The sequence below is a fragment of the Streptomyces sp. SID10853 genome, assembly GCF_010548145.1.
Lineage (GTDB): Bacteria > Actinomycetota > Actinomycetes > Streptomycetales > Streptomycetaceae > Streptomyces.
Genome location: NZ_JAAGLN010000168.1, coordinates 1 through 15,397 on the forward strand (window position 1 = coordinate 1; position 15,397 = coordinate 15,397).

Consider the following 15,397-nt stretch of genomic DNA (forward strand, 5'->3'; position numbering starts at 1 on the left):
CGGGATGCCGGCCGGGGCGGCCTGGGTGCGGACGGCGGACCGGGCGGCCGCCGGGGGCCGCCGGTCCGCCGGATGTCAGCCGAGCGTCGCGATGGCCTGGTTGAAGGTCGCCGACGGGCGCATGACGGCGGACGCCTTCTCCGGGTCGGGCTGGTAGTAGCTGCCGATGTCGGCCGGGGAACCCTGGACCGCGATCAGCTCGCCGACGATGGTCTGCTCCTGCTCACCGAGCGTCTTGGCAAGCGCCGCGAACGCGGCGGCGAGCTGGGCGTCGTCGGTCTGCGCCGCCAGCTCCCGGGCCCAGTAGAGGGCCAGGTAGAAGTGGCTGCCACGGTTGTCGATGCCACCGAGCTTGCGGCTCGGCGACTTGTCCTCGTTGAGGAACGTGCCGGTCGCACGGTCGAGCGTGTCCGCGAGGATCTGGGCGCGTGCGTTGCCCGTCGTCTGCGCGAGGTGCTCGAAGCTGACCGCCAGCGCGAGGAACTCGCCCAGGCTGTCCCAGCGCAGGTAGTTCTCCTTGACGAGCTGCTGCACGTGCTTCGGCGCGGAACCGCCGGCGCCGGTCTCGAACAGGCCGCCGCCGTTCATGAGCGGGACGACGGAGAGCATCTTCGCGCTCGTGCCCAGCTCCAGGATCGGGAACAGGTCGGTCAGGTAGTCGCGCAGCACGTTGCCGGTGACGGAGATGGTGTCCTCGCCGCGGCGGATGCGCTCCAGCGAGAACGCGATGGCGTCCTCGGGCGTCATGATCTCGATCTGCAGACCGTCGGTGTCGTGCTCCGGGAGGTACGCCTTGACCTTGGCGATCAGGGCGGCGTCGTGCGCGCGGCCCTCGTCCAGCCAGAACACGGCCGGGGTGCCGGTCGCGCGGGCGCGGGTGACGGCGAGCTTGACCCAGTCCTGGATGGGCAGGTCCTTGGTCTGGCACATGCGCCAGATGTCACCGGCGCTGACCGCGTGCTCGAGGACGGCGTTGCCCTGGCCGTCGAGGACCCGCACCGTGCCGGTGACGGGGATCTCGAAGGTCTTGTCGTGGCTGCCGTACTCCTCGGCCTTCTGCGCCATCAGACCGACGTTGGGCACGGAGCCCATCGTCGACGGGTCGTAGGCGCCGTTGGCGCGGCAGTCGTCGATGACGACCTGGTAGATCCCGGCGTAGCTGCTGTCCGGGATCGTCGCCAGGGTGTCGGCCTCGCCGCCGTCCGGGCCCCACATGTGGCCGGAGGTGCGGATCATGGCCGGCATGGACGCGTCGACGATGACATCGCTCGGCACGTGCAGGTTGGAGATGCCGCGGTCGGAGTCGACCATCGCCAGGGAGGGGCCTTCGGCCAGCTCGGCCTCGAAGGACTCCTTGATCTTGGCGCCCTCGGGCAGCGAGTCCAGGCCCTTGAGGATGCCGCCGAGGCCGTCGTTCGGGGTCAGCCCGGCGGCGGCGAGCGCAGCGCCGTGCTCGGCGAAGGTCTTCGGGAAGAAGGCCCGCACCACATGGCCGAAGATGATCGGGTCGGAGACCTTCATCATCGTGGCCTTCAGGTGCACCGAGAAGAGGACGTCGTCGGCCTTGGCGCGGGCGATCTGCTCCGTGAAGAACTCACGGAGCGCGGCGACGCGCATCACCGATGCGTCGACGACCTCGCCGGCCAGTACGGGTACCGACTCGCGCAGGACGGTGGTGGTGCCGTCGTCCCCGGCCAGCTCGATACGGAGGGTGCCGGGCTCGTCGATGACGACGGACTTCTCGGTGGAGCGGAAGTCGTCGCCGTCCATGTGGGCGACGTTCGTCTTCGACTCGGACGACCAGGCGCCCATGCGGTGCGGGTGTGCCTTGGCGTAGTTCTTCACCGACGCCGGCGCGCGGCGGTCGGAGTTGCCCTCGCGCAGCACCGGGTTGACGGCGCTGCCCTTGACCTTGTCGTACCGCGCGCGGACGTCCTTGTCCTCGTCGGTCTGCGGGTCGTCCGGGTAGTCCGGGAGCGCGTAGCCCAGCTTCTGCAGCTCCGCGATGGCGGCCTTCAGCTGGGGGATGGACGCCGAGATGTTCGGCAGCTTGATGATGTTCGCGCCGGGCGTCTTGGCCAGCTCGCCGAGCTCGGCGAGTGCGTCCTCGACCCGTCGGCTCTCGTCAAGACGATCGGGGAAACTGGCGATGATCCGCCCCGCGAGAGAGATGTCACGGCTCTCCACGCTCACACCGGCCGTCGAGGCGTACGCCTGGATCACCGGCAGGAACGAGTACGTCGCCAGGGCCGGGGCCTCGTCGGTATGTGTATAGATGATGGTCGAGTCAGTCACCGGGTGCTCCGCTCCACGTCTGCAACATTGCTCGACATCAAGATATCTCCTGAGCGGCCCCCTCTCGACAGGGCCCCGCCCCGGGGGCCGCCGAGCCGTACGCATCCGGCCGGACCGCCCGGCACCGCGCCCTCAGCCGGGAGAGTCGCACCGCCGGTCCACATGGCCCGGAGTTCCCGCCGGGCTCACCTCACGATCACGCAGCGTGACCGACAGCTTCCCGCCCCAGGACCGGCAGGCACGGGCGAAGTCCTTGGCGCCGTACTCGATGTCGAAGACCCTGCCCCGGTAGGCGGTGGCGAACCCGGCGCACTCCTGGAAGCGGCCGCACTCCTCGACGACGGCGAAGTCGAACCCGATGCGGCTGCGCTCGCCCAGCAGGTCGGTGGTGTTCTTCTGGGCGATGGCGAGTCCCCTCCGGTGCGCACGCGCGGCCAGCAGCCGGGCGAAGGACGCCGCGTCGTCGGCGGTCAGCAGGCCGTGGGAGCGCTCGTACGAGTCGAGGTTGTCCGGCTCGACCGCGTCGAAGCCGGCGTCGGCGCAGCCGTCGATCCAGCGGCCGACGATAGCGGCGAGCGCCTTGCGCCCGGCCGCTCCCGAGATGTCGAGGAGGGGCTCCTGCCAGTCCTCGTCGACGACCTGCCTGCCGTGGCGGTCGCGCAGCAGCAGGCCGGGGTGGTGCTTCTGCCACCAGTCGACCGCGCCACCGGGCTGCGACTGGAAGGCGTTGACGTAACAGATGTTGTAGAGCCCCGGTACGGGGTCCGCGGTGCGGTCCCGGGAGACCGCGCGCACCCCGGCCGGCGGCCGGTACGCCCCGCCGAGCTGGTAGTCGAAGGATGCCGCGACCGGGGGCTCGCGGACGACGCCGTCCCGGGCGGAGGCCGAGGCGGATGCGGATGCGGATGGGGCCGAGGAGGCCGGGCCGCCGATGGAGTCGCTGTCGGGGTCACTGCTGGGATCGCCGGACGAGCATCCGGCCACGAGGACCATCAGGGCCGGGGCGAGGAGTCGGGCGGCGCGGCGGAACACTGGGGGCACGTCGGGGCTTTCGCGGCGGGAGCGGGGGAAGGTGATTGGATCATGGGAGCCGCCCCCGCGGCGAACCCTGCCCCGCCCGGCACCACCGCGCACACCCCGGCGGCGCCGATGAGCGGGCCACCAACAGCCCTACGCGGGAAGGGAGTTGGCTCCGGCCGTCGCTCGCCGCTCCGTCGCCTCCAGCACCTTGTCGGGGCTGAGCGGCAGCGAGCGCAGCCGGACGCCGGTGGCATGGCGGAAGGCGTTGCCGACCGCGGCGGCCGCACCGACGATGCCGATCTCGCCGATGCCCTTGCTGCCCATCGGGTTGAGGTGCGCGTCCTCTTCCTCGATCCAGTGCGCGTCGACGGAGCGGACGTCCGCGCAGACCGGGACGTGGTACGACGCGAGGTCGCTCTCCACGAAGGCGCCGGAGGCGGGGTCGACGGTGCTGCCCTCGGTGAGCGCCATCCCGATGCCCATCACCATGCCGCCGATGAACTGCGCCTTCGCCGTACGGGAGTTGAGGATGTGTCCGGCCGCGAACACCCCCAGCATCCGCCGGACACGCACCTCCCCGGTCACCTCGTCCACCTCCACCTCGGCGAAATGCGCGCCGAAGGCGTGCCGGGCGTAGGGCACCGGCTCTCCGGCCCGCCCGGTGGTGTCGGCTGCGGTGTGCAGACCTCCGGGCGGGACCGCTCCCCCGTGTTCGGCGAGCAGTGCCCTGAGCGAGGTGCACGCCTCGTGGACGGCCCAGCCCCAGGAGGCGGTGCCCGATGAGCCGCCCGCGAGGGAGGCGCTGGGCAGATCACTGCTGCCGATGTCGGCCGCCACACGGTCCACCGGTACACCGATCGCGTCGGCGGCGATCTGGGCCAGCACGGTACGGGCGCCCGTACCGATGTCGGTGGCGTTGATCCGTACCAGGAAGGTGCCGTCGGGCGCCGCGTGCGCGGTCGCCTCGGACGGGGAGACGAGAACGGGATAGGTCGCCGCGGCGACACCGGTCCCGACGAGGAGCGTGCCCTCGCGCCGGACACCGGGGCGCGGGTCCCGGCCGCTCCAGCCGAAGCGCCGGGCGCCCTCCTTCAGGCAGTCGGTGAGGTGACGGCTGCTGAACGGCAGACCGCTGTCCGGCTCGGTGTCCGGTTCGTTGCGCAGCCGCAGCTCCACCGGGTCGAGGCCGGTGGCGACGGCGAGTTCGTCCATCGCGGACTCCAGCGCGTACATACCGGGGGCCTCGCCCGGGGCGCGCATCCAGGAGGGGCTGGGGACATCGAGGGCCGCGACCCGATGGGTCGTCAGGCTGTGCGGCGAGTGGTACATGACGCGTGCGGGGACGGCGGCCTGCTCCACGAATTCCTTGACGCGTGAGGTGTGGGTGAGCACTTCGTGCGCCAGAGCGGTGATGACACCGTCCTCACCCGCCCCCAGCCGGACGTGGTGCAGCGTGGGCGCGCGGTGTCCGACGACCGCGGGCATCTGGCGCCGTGGCAGCGCGAGCGTCACGGGCCGTCCGGTGTGCAGGGCCGCCATGACGGCCAGTACGAGCTGGGGGCGGGGAGTGCCCTTGGAGCCGAACCCGCCACCGACGTGTTCCGAGATGACGGTGATGTCGTTCTCCGCCATGTCGAAGAGCGCGGCGAGGGCCTGGCGGACGGCCGTCGCACCCTGGCTGGAGTCGTACACGGTCAGCTGTCCGCCGGTCCACTCTGCGGTGCTTGCATGGGGCTCCATCGGGTGGTTGTGCAGCGGCGGCACGGCGTACGAGACGTCGACGCGGGCGGGGGCCGTGCCGTACGCGGTGGCGAAGTCACCGCGTACCCGGTCGGCCGGGTGGCCGCCGTTGGCCGTCTCCGGCGCGTAGATGGCGGGGTCGCCGGGTGTCAGGACGGAGTCGTGGGGGTCGCTCTCGTACTCGACGCGCACGGCCTGGGCCGCGGCGCGGGCCGCTTCGAGGGTCTCGGCCACGGCGAGGGCGACATGCCAGCCGTGGTGCGGCACCCGGTCGTTCTGCAGGACTTGCAGGGTCGGGTCGTCGGCGGTGGCGAGCCGGGGCGCGTTGTCCGGGGTGAGTACGGCGACGGTGCCGGGCAGCGCGAGCGCCTCCGCGGTGTGTACGGCACGGACCCGGCCCGACGCGATCGCGGCGGGGACCGGCCAGGCGTGGACGCGGCCGGCCGGGGCGTGTTCGGCGGCGTAGGCGGCAGCGCCGGTGACTTTCGCCCGGCCTTCCCGGCGGCTGACGGGGGCACCGGTCGCGGACGGTTGCTGGTTCACGGGAGTGCTCTCTTCCTCAGCGTCGGTCCGCGAGCCCGGCCAGGGTGTCGACGGCCAGATTGCGGGCGAGCTTTACCTTGAACGCGTTGCCGGACAGCGGTTCCGCGGCCGCCAGTTCGGCCTCGGCCGCCCGCAGATAGGTGCTCTCGCCGGCGGGCGCCCCGACGAGCAGCGCCTCGGCGGTGACCGCGCGCCAGGGCCGGTGCGCGACCCCGCCGAAGCAGAGACGCGCGTACCGGATCAGGCCGTCGTCCCCGACCGCGAGGACGGCGGCGACGGAGACGAGTGCGAAGGCGTACGAGGCGCGGTCGCGGGCCTTGCGGTATGCGGAGGGCAGCCCGGCGGACGAAGCGGGAAGCACGACCGAAGTGATCAGCTCGCCCGGCCTGATGACGGTGTCCTGCTCGGGGCGGTCTCCCGGGAGCCGGTGGAAGTCGGCCACGGGCACGGTCCGTCCGCCGCCGGGGCCGATGAGTTCGACCTCGGCGTCGAGCGCCGCGAGGGCGACCGCCATGTCGGAGGGGTGGGTGGCCACACAGTGCGCGGAGTGCCCCAGGACCGCGTGGTCGCGGTTGACCCCTCCGACGGCCGCGCAGCCGGAGCCGGGTTCGCGCTTGTTGCAGGGCTGCCGGGTGTCCTGGAAGTACGGGCAGCGGGTCCGCTGGAGCAGGTTGCCCCCGGTGGTGGCCACATTGCGGAGCTGGCCCGACGCACCCGCCAGCAGGGCCTGCGCCAGTACGGGCCGGCCCCTGCGTACGGCGGGGTGCGCCGCGAGGTCGCTGTTGCGTACGGTCGCCCCGACCCGGAGCCCGCCACCGGGCAGTTCGCTGACGGTGTCGAGGGGCAGTCCGCTGATGTCGATGAGGGTGCCGGGGGATTCCACACCGAGCTTCATCAGGTCGACGAGGTTGGTGCCGCCTCCGAGGAACCGGGCGTCGGGCAGCGAGACGAAGCTGTGCAGGGCGTCGTCGGTGGTCCGGGCCCTGACGTATCCGAAGGGCTTCACGCGATCACGTCCCCCACGGCTTCGACGATGCGGGGGTAGGCGCCGCACCGGCACAGATTGCCGCTCATCCGCTCACGGATCTCGGCCGGGGTCAGCTCGGCGGGGCCTTCGTCGGCGAGAGCATCCGCGGCCGTGGCGTGGGAGGGGTGTCCCGCGGCGGCTTCGGCCAGCACGCCGACGGCCGAGCAGATCTGTCCGGGAGTGCAGTAGCCGCACTGGAATCCGTCGCGGTCGAGGAAGGCCTTCTGGACCGGATGCGGGGCTTCGGCGTCGCCGAGCCCCTCGATGGTGGTGATGCGGACGTCCTGGTGGGCAACGGCCAGCAGGAGGCAGCTGTTGACCCGGCGTCCGTCGGCCAGGACCGTGCACGCGCCGCACTGACCGTGGTCGCAGCCCTTCTTCGCGCCCGTGAGGCCGATCCGCTCGCGCAGTGCGTCCAGGACCGTGGTGCGGTGGTCGAGGTCCGTGAGGGTGTGGGTGGTGCCGTTGACCCGCAGGGTGACGGTCGACCACGCGGGTGCCTTCCCCGACAGGTTCCGCAGCCCGGTGCCCGACGGGGGCCGGGGCCCGGTGTCCGGCGGGGGTGGGGCCTCGGTGGTCGACGGGGTCCGCCACCCGGTCCGTCCGCTGGTCGGCTGCATCCGTCCTTCACGCCCTTTCCGGGGAGAGTCGCCGCTCCCACTTGATGCCACGCGGGCCCCGTATGCCACTGGGCGGAGGCCGTGCGGGGCACGGGCCCGGGATCGCGGGCCGCGTCCGGGGCGCGCCGCGCCCGGATACCCCTGGGCAGCGCACGGGTCCACCGCTAAGCTGCCGTGTTGGCATGTACACCACCGGCCAGTTACGCGACCGCCGACTACACCACTGGCCGGACACACCACTGACGGGTCCGCGCCCTCTGCCGCGCGGGGCCGCCGATCCTCGGGGGGATTCGGGTGAAGCGTCCGACCACATGGCTGCGGGGAAAAGTCTTCGCGGCCCTTCTCTGTCTCGTCGCCGGGCTGCTCGGTGTGGGCATGGCACCGAGTACGGCCTACGCCGCGACGTCCAACCCGAACCCGGTCGACTGGACGGTGGAGAAGCTCTTCTACGACCAGTACGGTCACGACGTCCCGCTCCGCACCGGCCAGGAGGACTACAACGACCCGTCCGACCCGCCGCCGCTCGACGGCTTCGGGCGGGTGCACATCGAGGCGTCCGACGGCGGCCACGGCGCGGTCCCGCCCTCCACGGACATCCAGGACACCATCGGCAACCCGGCGAACTGCCTGCCGGGAGCCGACGCCCGGGTGCGCTGCCTGAACCCGGAGACCAACCTCTTCGTGGTGTACAGCCCGGTCCTCGACCCGCGCTCCGACGACCCGTACGCCTTCGGCATCATCACCGCCTACTACACGCTGCCGTGCATCGCGCCGTCGGACGGCCCCCGGCCGACGTGCGGCGGGACCCCGCCGGTACCGGCCGTCCGCACCACCCTCACGTACACCGGGCCGCGCCACGGCACCAACGGCGGCCCGCTGACGCTCTCCGCCTTCCTCGGTGACGACCTCGGCATCCCGGTCACGGGCAAGACCCTGCACTTCCGGGTCGGGTCGGGCGACGGCGCGCAGTCCTGCGACGGCACGACCGGCTCGGCGGGCACGGCCCGCTGCACCGTCGGCCGACTGCACCAGCCCACCGGATCGGTGACAGTGGCGGTGAGTTTCGCCGGCGACGACGGGTTCAAGGCATCGTCGGCCTCCTCCACGGTGACGCCCATCTCACCCACGAAGCTGTCGTACACCGGCCCCGCGCACGGCATCAACGGCAGCCCGCTGGAGCTGTCCGCCTCGCTCGCCGACTACACGGGCGGCCCCGTCACCGGCAGGACCGTCCACTTCCGGATCGGCTCGGGCGACGCCGCCCAGTCCTGCGACGGCACGACGAGTACGAAGGGTGACGCCCACTGCACCGTCAACCCGCTCCGCCAGCCGCCCACTTCGGTCCCGGTCGCGGTGAGCTTCGCGGGTGACTCCGCGTACGAGGCGTCATCGGCCGCCGCCACGGTGGCGGTCCAGTCGCCGACGACACTCACGTACACCGGGCCCGCCCGTATCGCCAACGGCAAGGACGTCCGGCTCTCGGGCGAACTCGACGACTACCTCGGTGCACCGGTCACCGGCAGGTCCGTGCACTTCGCCCTCGGTACGGGGTCCACCGCGCAGTCCTGCGACGCCACCACGGACAGCACGGGCACCGCGCGCTGCACCATCGGTGTGCAGGGCCAGCCGCTCAACGCCGCGGCGACCGTGCCGCTGCAAGCGTCGTTCGCCGGTGACGCCAACTACCTGAAGTCGAGCGCCGACGCCTCCCTGCTCCTCCAGTACTACACCGGCCGCGCCTTCGGCCTGTCGGCCCAGCTGAACCTGCCGCTCCTGCCGCCGGTCCACCTGCCGGCCCAGCCGGACACCGGCCAGGTGCGGACAGCGGACGCGACCGGCGTGACACCGCCCTGCACGGCCGCCGTGTCAGCGGTCGTCCTCGACGTCAAGGCGCTGTGCGCCGGCGTACGGACCACACTCGGCCCGGGAACGGCCACCGCCACCACCCGGGTCGATTCGGCCTCGATCGGCCTCCCCGGAGTCCCCGTGATCGGCATCTCCGGGCTGAGCACCGGGGCGACCGCCCGCTGCGACGGCGCGACGGGCAGCACCACGCTGACGGCGCTCACGATCGGCGGCACGGCCGTCACCGTACCGACGGCGCCCAACAGCACGATCAGCCTGCCCGGCGGCAACCGGCTCGTGGTCAATGAGCAGACACCGGTCGCCGGGGCCGACCACGGGCTCACGGTCAACGCCGTCCATCTCGTGGTCGCCGGGGGGCTCGGCGATATCGTCATCGGATCGAGCACCAGCGCCGTCCACAACTGCGCCGAGTGAGAGCGGGAGGAAACGGGACCATGGAGGCCGAGGAGACACGGCATGCCTACGTGGAGCGCTTCCGCGTCCTCGCGCACGGGGAAATCGCCGGACTCTTCGTGCCGGGAAGCATCGCCGGCCTGACAGGCGGGCACCTGGACCGCTTCGCGCTGACGGAGAAGGGCGAGGAGGTACACGCCGAAACGGCCTTCTCCTACGGCGGCCTGCGCTTCCGCTACGTACGCCGGATCTGGCCCCCGGACTTCCCCCTGGAGATCAAGGTCTCGCTCTATGTCGAGCACTTGCGGGAACGCGTCCTGACCCGCCGCTACACAGCGGAAGCGGACGGCGGGACCACCGTCGACCTGTAGCGGCGGGGGTTCACCACTGCGGCTCGAACCACTCCGGATCGAACCACTCCGGCGGATCCGGCCCCGTCACATGCCGGTGGGCCATGTCTCCTCCTCTCCGGTGCCCGGCGGGGCCCCGTGGAGCGGGGTGAGGGCCTGGCTGCGGTCGAGGAAGACGAAGGCGTCGTAGCGTTCGCCGAGCACGGTGGGGACGTAGTTTCCCCGCCGTTCGGCATCCGGCCGGTAGACCACTCCGATGGCTCGGTGGTCCCGCTCCTCGTCGAACCAGTCCGGACCGGCGCCGGCCCGGAGCCCGTGGTGGACGCCCTCGGGGAAGACGAACAGGGCGGCGTCGCCGGGAAGTGCCCGGTGCAGCAGTTCCTCCACGCTGCCCGTCAGTGCCGGAGGTACCCGGATCATGCCCGGGGCATCCCCCCAGTGGCCGGCGGCGGTCACCGTGCCGTCGTACGAGCCGAAACCGACCAGGACGACGCCTTCAGCGGCGTGCCCCTCGCGAACGAGCTGCCCGAGACTGACCAGTCCGGCCTCAGTCATGTCGGTGGCCCGTGCGTCTCCGACATGGGTGTTGTGCGCCCACACCACGGCCTTCGCACCGGGGCCGTGGTGTTCCATGAGCCGGTCGAGGGTGTCGGCCATGTGGTGGTCACGGATGTTCCAGGACTCGTTCCCCGCGTGCGGGCCGCCGCCCGCCATGGTCCGGTAGTAGCGTTCGGCGCCCGCCAGCACCTCCGCGTTCTGCCGTGCGGCGAACCGCGCGAAGCTGCCGCCGGCCGCCTCGGCCCCCTCGGTGCAGTGCCGCATCCTCGTCAGCAGGGCGAGCACCTCCTGTGCGCACCCCGAGGGCGCGAACCGGGTGGCGCTCGCGTAGCACCGCGGGTCCTCGGCGTACGGCTCGAAGCAGCGGTGGGCGTCCAGCGCGCGCGGCAGCTCGGCCGGGGCGTGTGCGCCGAGGTAGCCGATGACCGCGTCCAGCGACTCCCACAGGGAGTAGACGTCGAGGCCGAAGAAGCCCACGGACGAACTGCCCTGCGGCAGGCCGACGTTGTACGCGCGCAGCCACCGGGCGAACCGCAGGACGTTGGTGTTGGCCCACATCCACGTCGGCCAGCGGGCGAACTCCATCAGTACGTCGAGCGGGTCGTCGGGGGCGCCCGGCGCCGCGGTGACCGAGCGGTGCACGGCCTCGCAGTCCGGCCAGTCGCCCTCCACCGCGACGAAGGAGAAGCCCTTCTCCTCGATGAGCCGGCGCGTCAGCGCCGCCCGCCAGCGGTAGTAGTCGGTGCTGCCGTGGGACGCCTCCCCCAGCAGCACATACCGTGCGTCGCCGATCCGCTCCAGCAGCGGGTCGAAGGACCTGGGGCCGGTCAGGGGCTGTGCGCTCGCACGGACCGGGTCCGCCCGGGCCCGCGTCCTCGTACAGGACAGCCTGGAGGCCATGGCCGTTCCCTTTCGCACTGACATCGTGCCGGGTACCACCCAGTCTGACGCCGCCAGGGACGCGGAGTCCAGCGCTCCGGACTCTGCGCCGGACCCTGTGCCGGACTCTGCGTACGGGCGGGCCGCTCCCCTCGGGCGTCAGCGGCCCTGGAGGGACTTGACGTTGTCGCCGAACGTCCAGTCCTTGGCGCCGTCCCAGTTGAGCGACCAGGTCATGAGCCCCTTGAGACTGTCGCCGTAGGTGTTCCACGCCTGTGCGACCTGGGCGGTCGGCAGATAGCCGCCGCCCGCGCCGGGCTGGGCGGGCAGTCCCGGCACCTGCTTGTCGTAGGGGACCTTGACCGTGGTGCCCTGGACCGTGAGTCCCTTGTCCAGGCAGTCCGTCTGCGCGGTGAAGCCTTCGACCGTCCCGGCCTCGTACGAGTCGCCGGAGCAGCCGTACATGCTGCCGTTGTAGTACTGCATGTTCAGCCACCAGAGCCGGCCGTTGTCCGCGTACTTCTTCACGATGGGCAGATACGCGCCCCAGATCGAGCCGTAGGTGACGCTGCCGCCGGTGACGTATGCCGTCTCGGGGGCCATCGTCAGACCGAAGTTCGACGGCATCCGGGCGAGAATGCCGTCGATGATGCGGATGAGGTTGGACTGGGAGGCCGAGAGCTGGTTGATGTCGCCGCTGCCGCTGAGGCCGGTCTCGATGTCGATGTCGATGCCGTCGAAGTTGTACTTCTGGAGGAGAGGCACCACGGTGTCGACGAAGCGGTCGGCGACCGCGGTGGAACTGAGATCGATGCCCGCGGTCGCGCCGCCGATGGACATCAGTGTGGTGAGGCCGGAGGCTTTCGCCTGGCACATCTCGGCCGGGGTCGGGACCTTCACCGTCGAGTCCATCCCGTCCTCCCACAGGGCGGTGCCGTCCGAGCGGATGACAGGGAAGGCCGCGTTGATCACGTTGTAACCGTGGGCGGGGATACGGGAGTCGGTGATCGGGATCCAGCCGAGCGGCGGATGCACACCGTTGGCGGCCCCGTCCCAGTTCTCCCAGTACCCCTGGAGCACCTTGCCCGCGGGCTTCGACTTGACCGCGCAGGTGTCTGCGGCCTGCGCGGTGCCGGGCGCGGCGGCGACCAGCAGCTGAACGACGGCAGCCGCCGCGAGACCGGCTCCCAGAAGACGTGCCGTCCGACGGATCATGGCGAGTCCCTTCCTGGCCCGGCGCGCGGAGGAGCGTGAGGGTCACACACCTGCCGCGAAGCCCGGGATGTCACGGACCTGTCAATTTAAAGTGGTCCAGACCTGCGGTCAATAGGTCTGGACCAAGCCGCGGGTCAACGGTACGGGAGACCGCCCGGCACCTCACCCGTCGGCCGGGAGCCGTTCGATGGCGACCATCGCCGCGTCGTCGCCCAGGCTGCCTCCGGCATGGCGCAACAGGTCCGCGCTGAGGCGCTGGAGCAGCGCCTCAGGACCGCCGGTGCCCCAGGAGGCGATCCGGTCGGGCAGCGGATAGAACCGGCCGGCGGCGTCCCGGGCCTCGATGACCCCGTCGGTGTAGAGAAGCAGGACATCGCCCACGCCGAAGGTGAACGTCTCCGCCGCGAACACGCCGCCGATCAGCCGGCCGAGGCCCAGGGGCGGGGCGGGCTCCCGTACCGCGAGCGTGTCCACCAGGCCCGCGCGCACGACCAGCGGCGGCGGGTGGCCCCGGCTCACCAGCCGGAGTTCCGGGCCCGCGTCCGGGATGTCCAGCACGGCCGCGGTGACAAAGGCTTCGCCGCTGTCCTCGCGGTCCCCCTCCGCGTCCAGCGGACCGCTCCGGTCGGAGGCGATGCCGGCCTCCAGCTGGTCCACGGCCGCGGAGAGTTCCGGATCGCGGTGGGCCAGTGCCCGGAAGGCACCGAGGACACCGGCCGCCTCGCCCATGGCATCGAGCCCCTTGCCGCGTACATCACCGATGATCACGCGGGTGCCGGCCGCCGTGCGCGTGAGCGCGTACAGATCTCCGCCGAGCTGCGCCTCCCGCTCAGCGGCCAGATAGACCGAGGCGATCCGCAGCGGCCCGACCCGCTCGGGCAGCGGTCTCATCACCACCCGCTGCACCGCGCGGGCCACCCAGCGCAGATGCGTCATCTCGCGTTCGTGCCGCGCTCTCAGATACGCGAAGAAGGTGACGAAGACCGAGATCAGGAAGAGCGCGGCGAGCTGGTAGGTGTGGTTGAGGTCGGTGACGCTGGCCCGGGTTCCGGCCACGAACGCGTCGGCCGCGAGGGCGACCGCACCGACGAACGCGGTGCTGCGGGGACCGGCGAACGACGCCGTCACGGCCGGCGCCGCCACCAGGAAGGGCCCGACATGCACGGCGGGCGGGGTGAGGAGGTCCACCACCGTCACCGCGGTGATCAGGGCGAACGGCACGACCATGAGCGCTTTCGGATGCCGTCGCGGCTCCTGGAGCGAGGACAGAAAGCGCAGCGAACTCATACCTCTGCCTACCTCACCGCGCCCGCGCCCGCGCTTCGGCCCCGGACTCCCCCGGCCGCCGCTCAGCTCTGCTTGATCGCCGAGACGTCGAACTCCAGCACCACCCGGTCGCCGACGAGCACGCCGCCTCCTTCGAGTGCGGCGTTCCACGTCATGCCGTACTCCTTGCGGCTGATGGCGACCTCGCCCTCGAACCCCACCCGCTGGTTGCCGAAGGGGTCCTGGGCGGTGCCGGTGAACTCGAAGTCGATACTGATCGGCTTGCTGGTGTCCTTGATCGTCAGGTCGCCGGACAGCCGGAAGCGGCTGTCGTCCAGCTGCTCGGCCCCGGTCGACGTGAAGGTGATCCGCGGGTAGGCGGGGGCGTCGAGAAAGTCGTTGGTCCGCAGGTGGACGTCGCGCTGCTCATTGCCCGTATCGATGCTCTCGGTCTTGATCGTGACCGCGACGCGTGACTTGGACGGGTCCGCACCGTCCAGCTGGAGCGTGCCGTCGAACTCGCCGAACGAGCCGCGGACCTTGGTGATCATCGCGTGCCTGGCCACGAAACCGATACGGGTGTGGGCCGGGTCGAGCGCATAGGTGCCGGTCAGGTCGGTGAGAGCGGGCATCGTCATGGCGTACTCCAGGGGGTCGCGTGAGAAGGGCACCTCACGCTAGACAGACCGGACAGTACGGGGGCCGGGCCGCGCCCTCGTGCCCGCTCCGGTCACCCCGATGGGCCAAGGGCGTGAAGCACCCGGATCCCCGCTTCCGGGCCCCGTCCACGGGCGTACGGCCCGGCCCCGGGGTGCCGGAACCGGCGGCCGGACGCACTCTGAGGTCATGGACAGCACACCGATAGTGGTGCATCCGCCCTCCGCGAGCGGAGGACGACGGGTGACGATCCAGGGAGAGATCGCGGGTCTGGCCCATGAGGACGCGGACGTCGTCGAGTTCCTGCGGCGGGCCGGCCTGCTGGACGCGGACACCCTGCTGGACGACGAGGCATGGGTGAAGTGGCGGGGCGGGCGCGCCCACCAGTACGCGGCGGCCTGACCAGGCCCCGCGCCGCGGGTCCTTACCGCTCAGCCGCCGGGTCCCTACCGCTCAGCCCTCCTACGCCGTACCGCTCAGCCGCCGGCCCCGTACCGCTCAGGGGAACAGCGGACGCCACGCGATCCGCCAGTGCGGCCCGACCCCGGGTGCGAACAGCTCACCCGTCGGGGACGCGCGCCTGGCGTCCTCGGAGAGCAGAAAGGGCCTGGGCCGGTAGGACCGTCCGTCCTTGGGCTGGCGGACCCGGGTCTGCTCCGTGTATCCGGCCGAGTCCTCCGGGTGGACATAGACGACGTCGTACGGCTCGCCCTCGCCCCGGTGGATGGCGGCCTCCTCCGCCCGGGTCGGGAGCGGCGCACCGGCACTGCTGAACGCCGCACCGGCCAGCGCCTCGTACCCGTCCGCCAGGACGTTCGCGACCAGATCCAGCCCGTCGGGGCCGCCGTCCACCGCGTCCTGGGCCGCCCCGGCCGCGTCCTTGGCGGTGGCCGCGAACGCGTCGCGCCGGGCGGACGTGTCGTTGACGGCGGTCCCGAGGGCGAGTTGCGCCGCGTCCCGGGCGAGCA

Annotated in this window: 13 protein-coding genes; 3 read left to right on the forward strand and 10 right to left on the reverse strand. The window is 71.9% G+C overall.

Translation table 11 applies throughout. The features are described from left to right. Positions 1 to 75: 75 nt before the first annotated feature. The 5 genes from G3I19_RS25790 to G3I19_RS25810 form a co-directional block, all read right to left on the reverse strand. Positions 76 to 2,295 carry an NADP-dependent isocitrate dehydrogenase gene (locus tag G3I19_RS25790; RefSeq protein WP_164266098.1) on the reverse strand — a complete coding sequence of 740 codons (2,220 nt, stop codon included), beginning with the start codon at positions 2,293 to 2,295 and terminating at the stop codon, positions 76 to 78. Positions 2,296 to 2,427: 132 nt separating this feature from the next. Further along, entirely contained in the window at positions 2,428 to 3,336 is a 909-nt protein-coding gene (locus G3I19_RS25795; protein ID WP_343235210.1) for an endo alpha-1,4 polygalactosaminidase, read from the reverse strand. Between the two features lie 129 nt (positions 3,337 to 3,465). After that, positions 3,466 to 5,598 (reverse strand): xanthine dehydrogenase family protein molybdopterin-binding subunit, encoded by a 2,133-nt coding sequence (locus G3I19_RS25800; protein WP_164266099.1) that lies wholly within the window; start codon positions 5,596 to 5,598, stop codon positions 3,466 to 3,468. A 16-nt stretch (positions 5,599 to 5,614) separates the two neighbouring features. Beyond that, on the reverse strand, positions 5,615 to 6,604 hold the full coding sequence (locus G3I19_RS25805; protein ID WP_164266100.1) for a xanthine dehydrogenase family protein subunit M: 990 nt from the start codon (positions 6,602 to 6,604) through the stop codon (positions 5,615 to 5,617). Then, positions 6,601 to 7,245 (reverse strand): 2Fe-2S iron-sulfur cluster-binding protein, encoded by a 645-nt coding sequence (locus G3I19_RS25810; RefSeq protein WP_164266101.1) that lies wholly within the window; start codon positions 7,243 to 7,245, stop codon positions 6,601 to 6,603. Before G3I19_RS25810 ends, G3I19_RS25805 begins: the two co-directional genes overlap by 4 nt. Positions 7,246 to 7,539: 294 nt before the next feature. Between G3I19_RS25810 and G3I19_RS25815 the strand changes: the two genes are divergently transcribed. Continuing rightward, positions 7,540 to 9,525, forward strand: coding sequence for a choice-of-anchor P family protein (locus G3I19_RS25815; protein ID WP_164266102.1), 1,986 nt, complete (start codon positions 7,540 to 7,542; stop codon positions 9,523 to 9,525). A 20-nt stretch (positions 9,526 to 9,545) separates the two neighbouring features. Beyond that, positions 9,546 to 9,875 (forward strand): hypothetical protein, encoded by a 330-nt coding sequence (locus G3I19_RS25820; protein WP_164266103.1) that lies wholly within the window; start codon positions 9,546 to 9,548, stop codon positions 9,873 to 9,875. 66 nt (positions 9,876 to 9,941) lie between these two features. Here the strand turns inward: G3I19_RS25820 and G3I19_RS25825 are convergent, their stop codons facing one another. The 4 genes from G3I19_RS25825 to G3I19_RS25840 form a co-directional block, all read right to left on the reverse strand. Further along, the gene (locus G3I19_RS25825; RefSeq protein ID WP_164266104.1) at positions 9,942 to 11,312 is read right to left on the reverse strand and encodes an erythromycin esterase family protein; all 1,371 of its coding nucleotides are present in this window, start codon (positions 11,310 to 11,312) and stop codon (positions 9,942 to 9,944) included. 138 nt (positions 11,313 to 11,450) lie between these two features. Further along, positions 11,451 to 12,506, reverse strand: a complete 1,056-nt coding sequence (locus G3I19_RS25830; protein ID WP_164266105.1) for a chitinase — start codon at positions 12,504 to 12,506, stop codon at positions 11,451 to 11,453. A gap of 162 nt (positions 12,507 to 12,668) precedes the next feature. Then, positions 12,669 to 13,793 carry a PP2C family protein-serine/threonine phosphatase gene (locus G3I19_RS25835; RefSeq protein ID WP_164266106.1) on the reverse strand — a complete coding sequence of 375 codons (1,125 nt, stop codon included), beginning with the start codon at positions 13,791 to 13,793 and terminating at the stop codon, positions 12,669 to 12,671. A 62-nt stretch (positions 13,794 to 13,855) separates the two neighbouring features. After that, positions 13,856 to 14,410 (reverse strand): YceI family protein, encoded by a 555-nt coding sequence (locus G3I19_RS25840; RefSeq protein WP_164266107.1) that lies wholly within the window; start codon positions 14,408 to 14,410, stop codon positions 13,856 to 13,858. Between the two features lie 208 nt (positions 14,411 to 14,618). Between G3I19_RS25840 and G3I19_RS25845 the strand changes: the two genes are divergently transcribed. Then, complete coding sequence (locus G3I19_RS25845) at positions 14,619 to 14,831, forward strand: hypothetical protein (protein WP_203600189.1); 213 nt, start codon at positions 14,619 to 14,621, stop codon at positions 14,829 to 14,831. A gap of 96 nt (positions 14,832 to 14,927) precedes the next feature. On the opposite strand, the gene G3I19_RS25850 is transcribed toward G3I19_RS25845, so the two are convergent. Continuing rightward, the coding region (locus G3I19_RS25850; protein WP_203600191.1) for a hypothetical protein at positions 14,928 to 15,397 on the reverse strand (470 nt) is incomplete at its 5' end.

Coding starts and splice junctions, on each gene's coding strand:
- G3I19_RS25810 (WP_164266101.1), bottom strand. CDS start 7,245: ATGCAGCCGACCAGCGGACGGACCGGGTGGCGGACCCCGTCGACCACC.
- G3I19_RS25820 (WP_164266103.1), top strand. CDS start 9,546: ATGGAGGCCGAGGAGACACGGCATGCCTACGTGGAGCGCTTCCGCGTC.
- G3I19_RS25825 (WP_164266104.1), bottom strand. CDS start 11,312: ATGGCCTCCAGGCTGTCCTGTACGAGGACGCGGGCCCGGGCGGACCCG.
- G3I19_RS25830 (WP_164266105.1), bottom strand. CDS start 12,506: ATGATCCGTCGGACGGCACGTCTTCTGGGAGCCGGTCTCGCGGCGGCT.
- G3I19_RS25835 (WP_164266106.1), bottom strand. CDS start 13,793: ATGAGTTCGCTGCGCTTTCTGTCCTCGCTCCAGGAGCCGCGACGGCAT.
- G3I19_RS25840 (WP_164266107.1), bottom strand. CDS start 14,410: ATGACGATGCCCGCTCTCACCGACCTGACCGGCACCTATGCGCTCGAC.
- G3I19_RS25845 (WP_203600189.1), top strand. CDS start 14,619: ATGGACAGCACACCGATAGTGGTGCATCCGCCCTCCGCGAGCGGAGGA.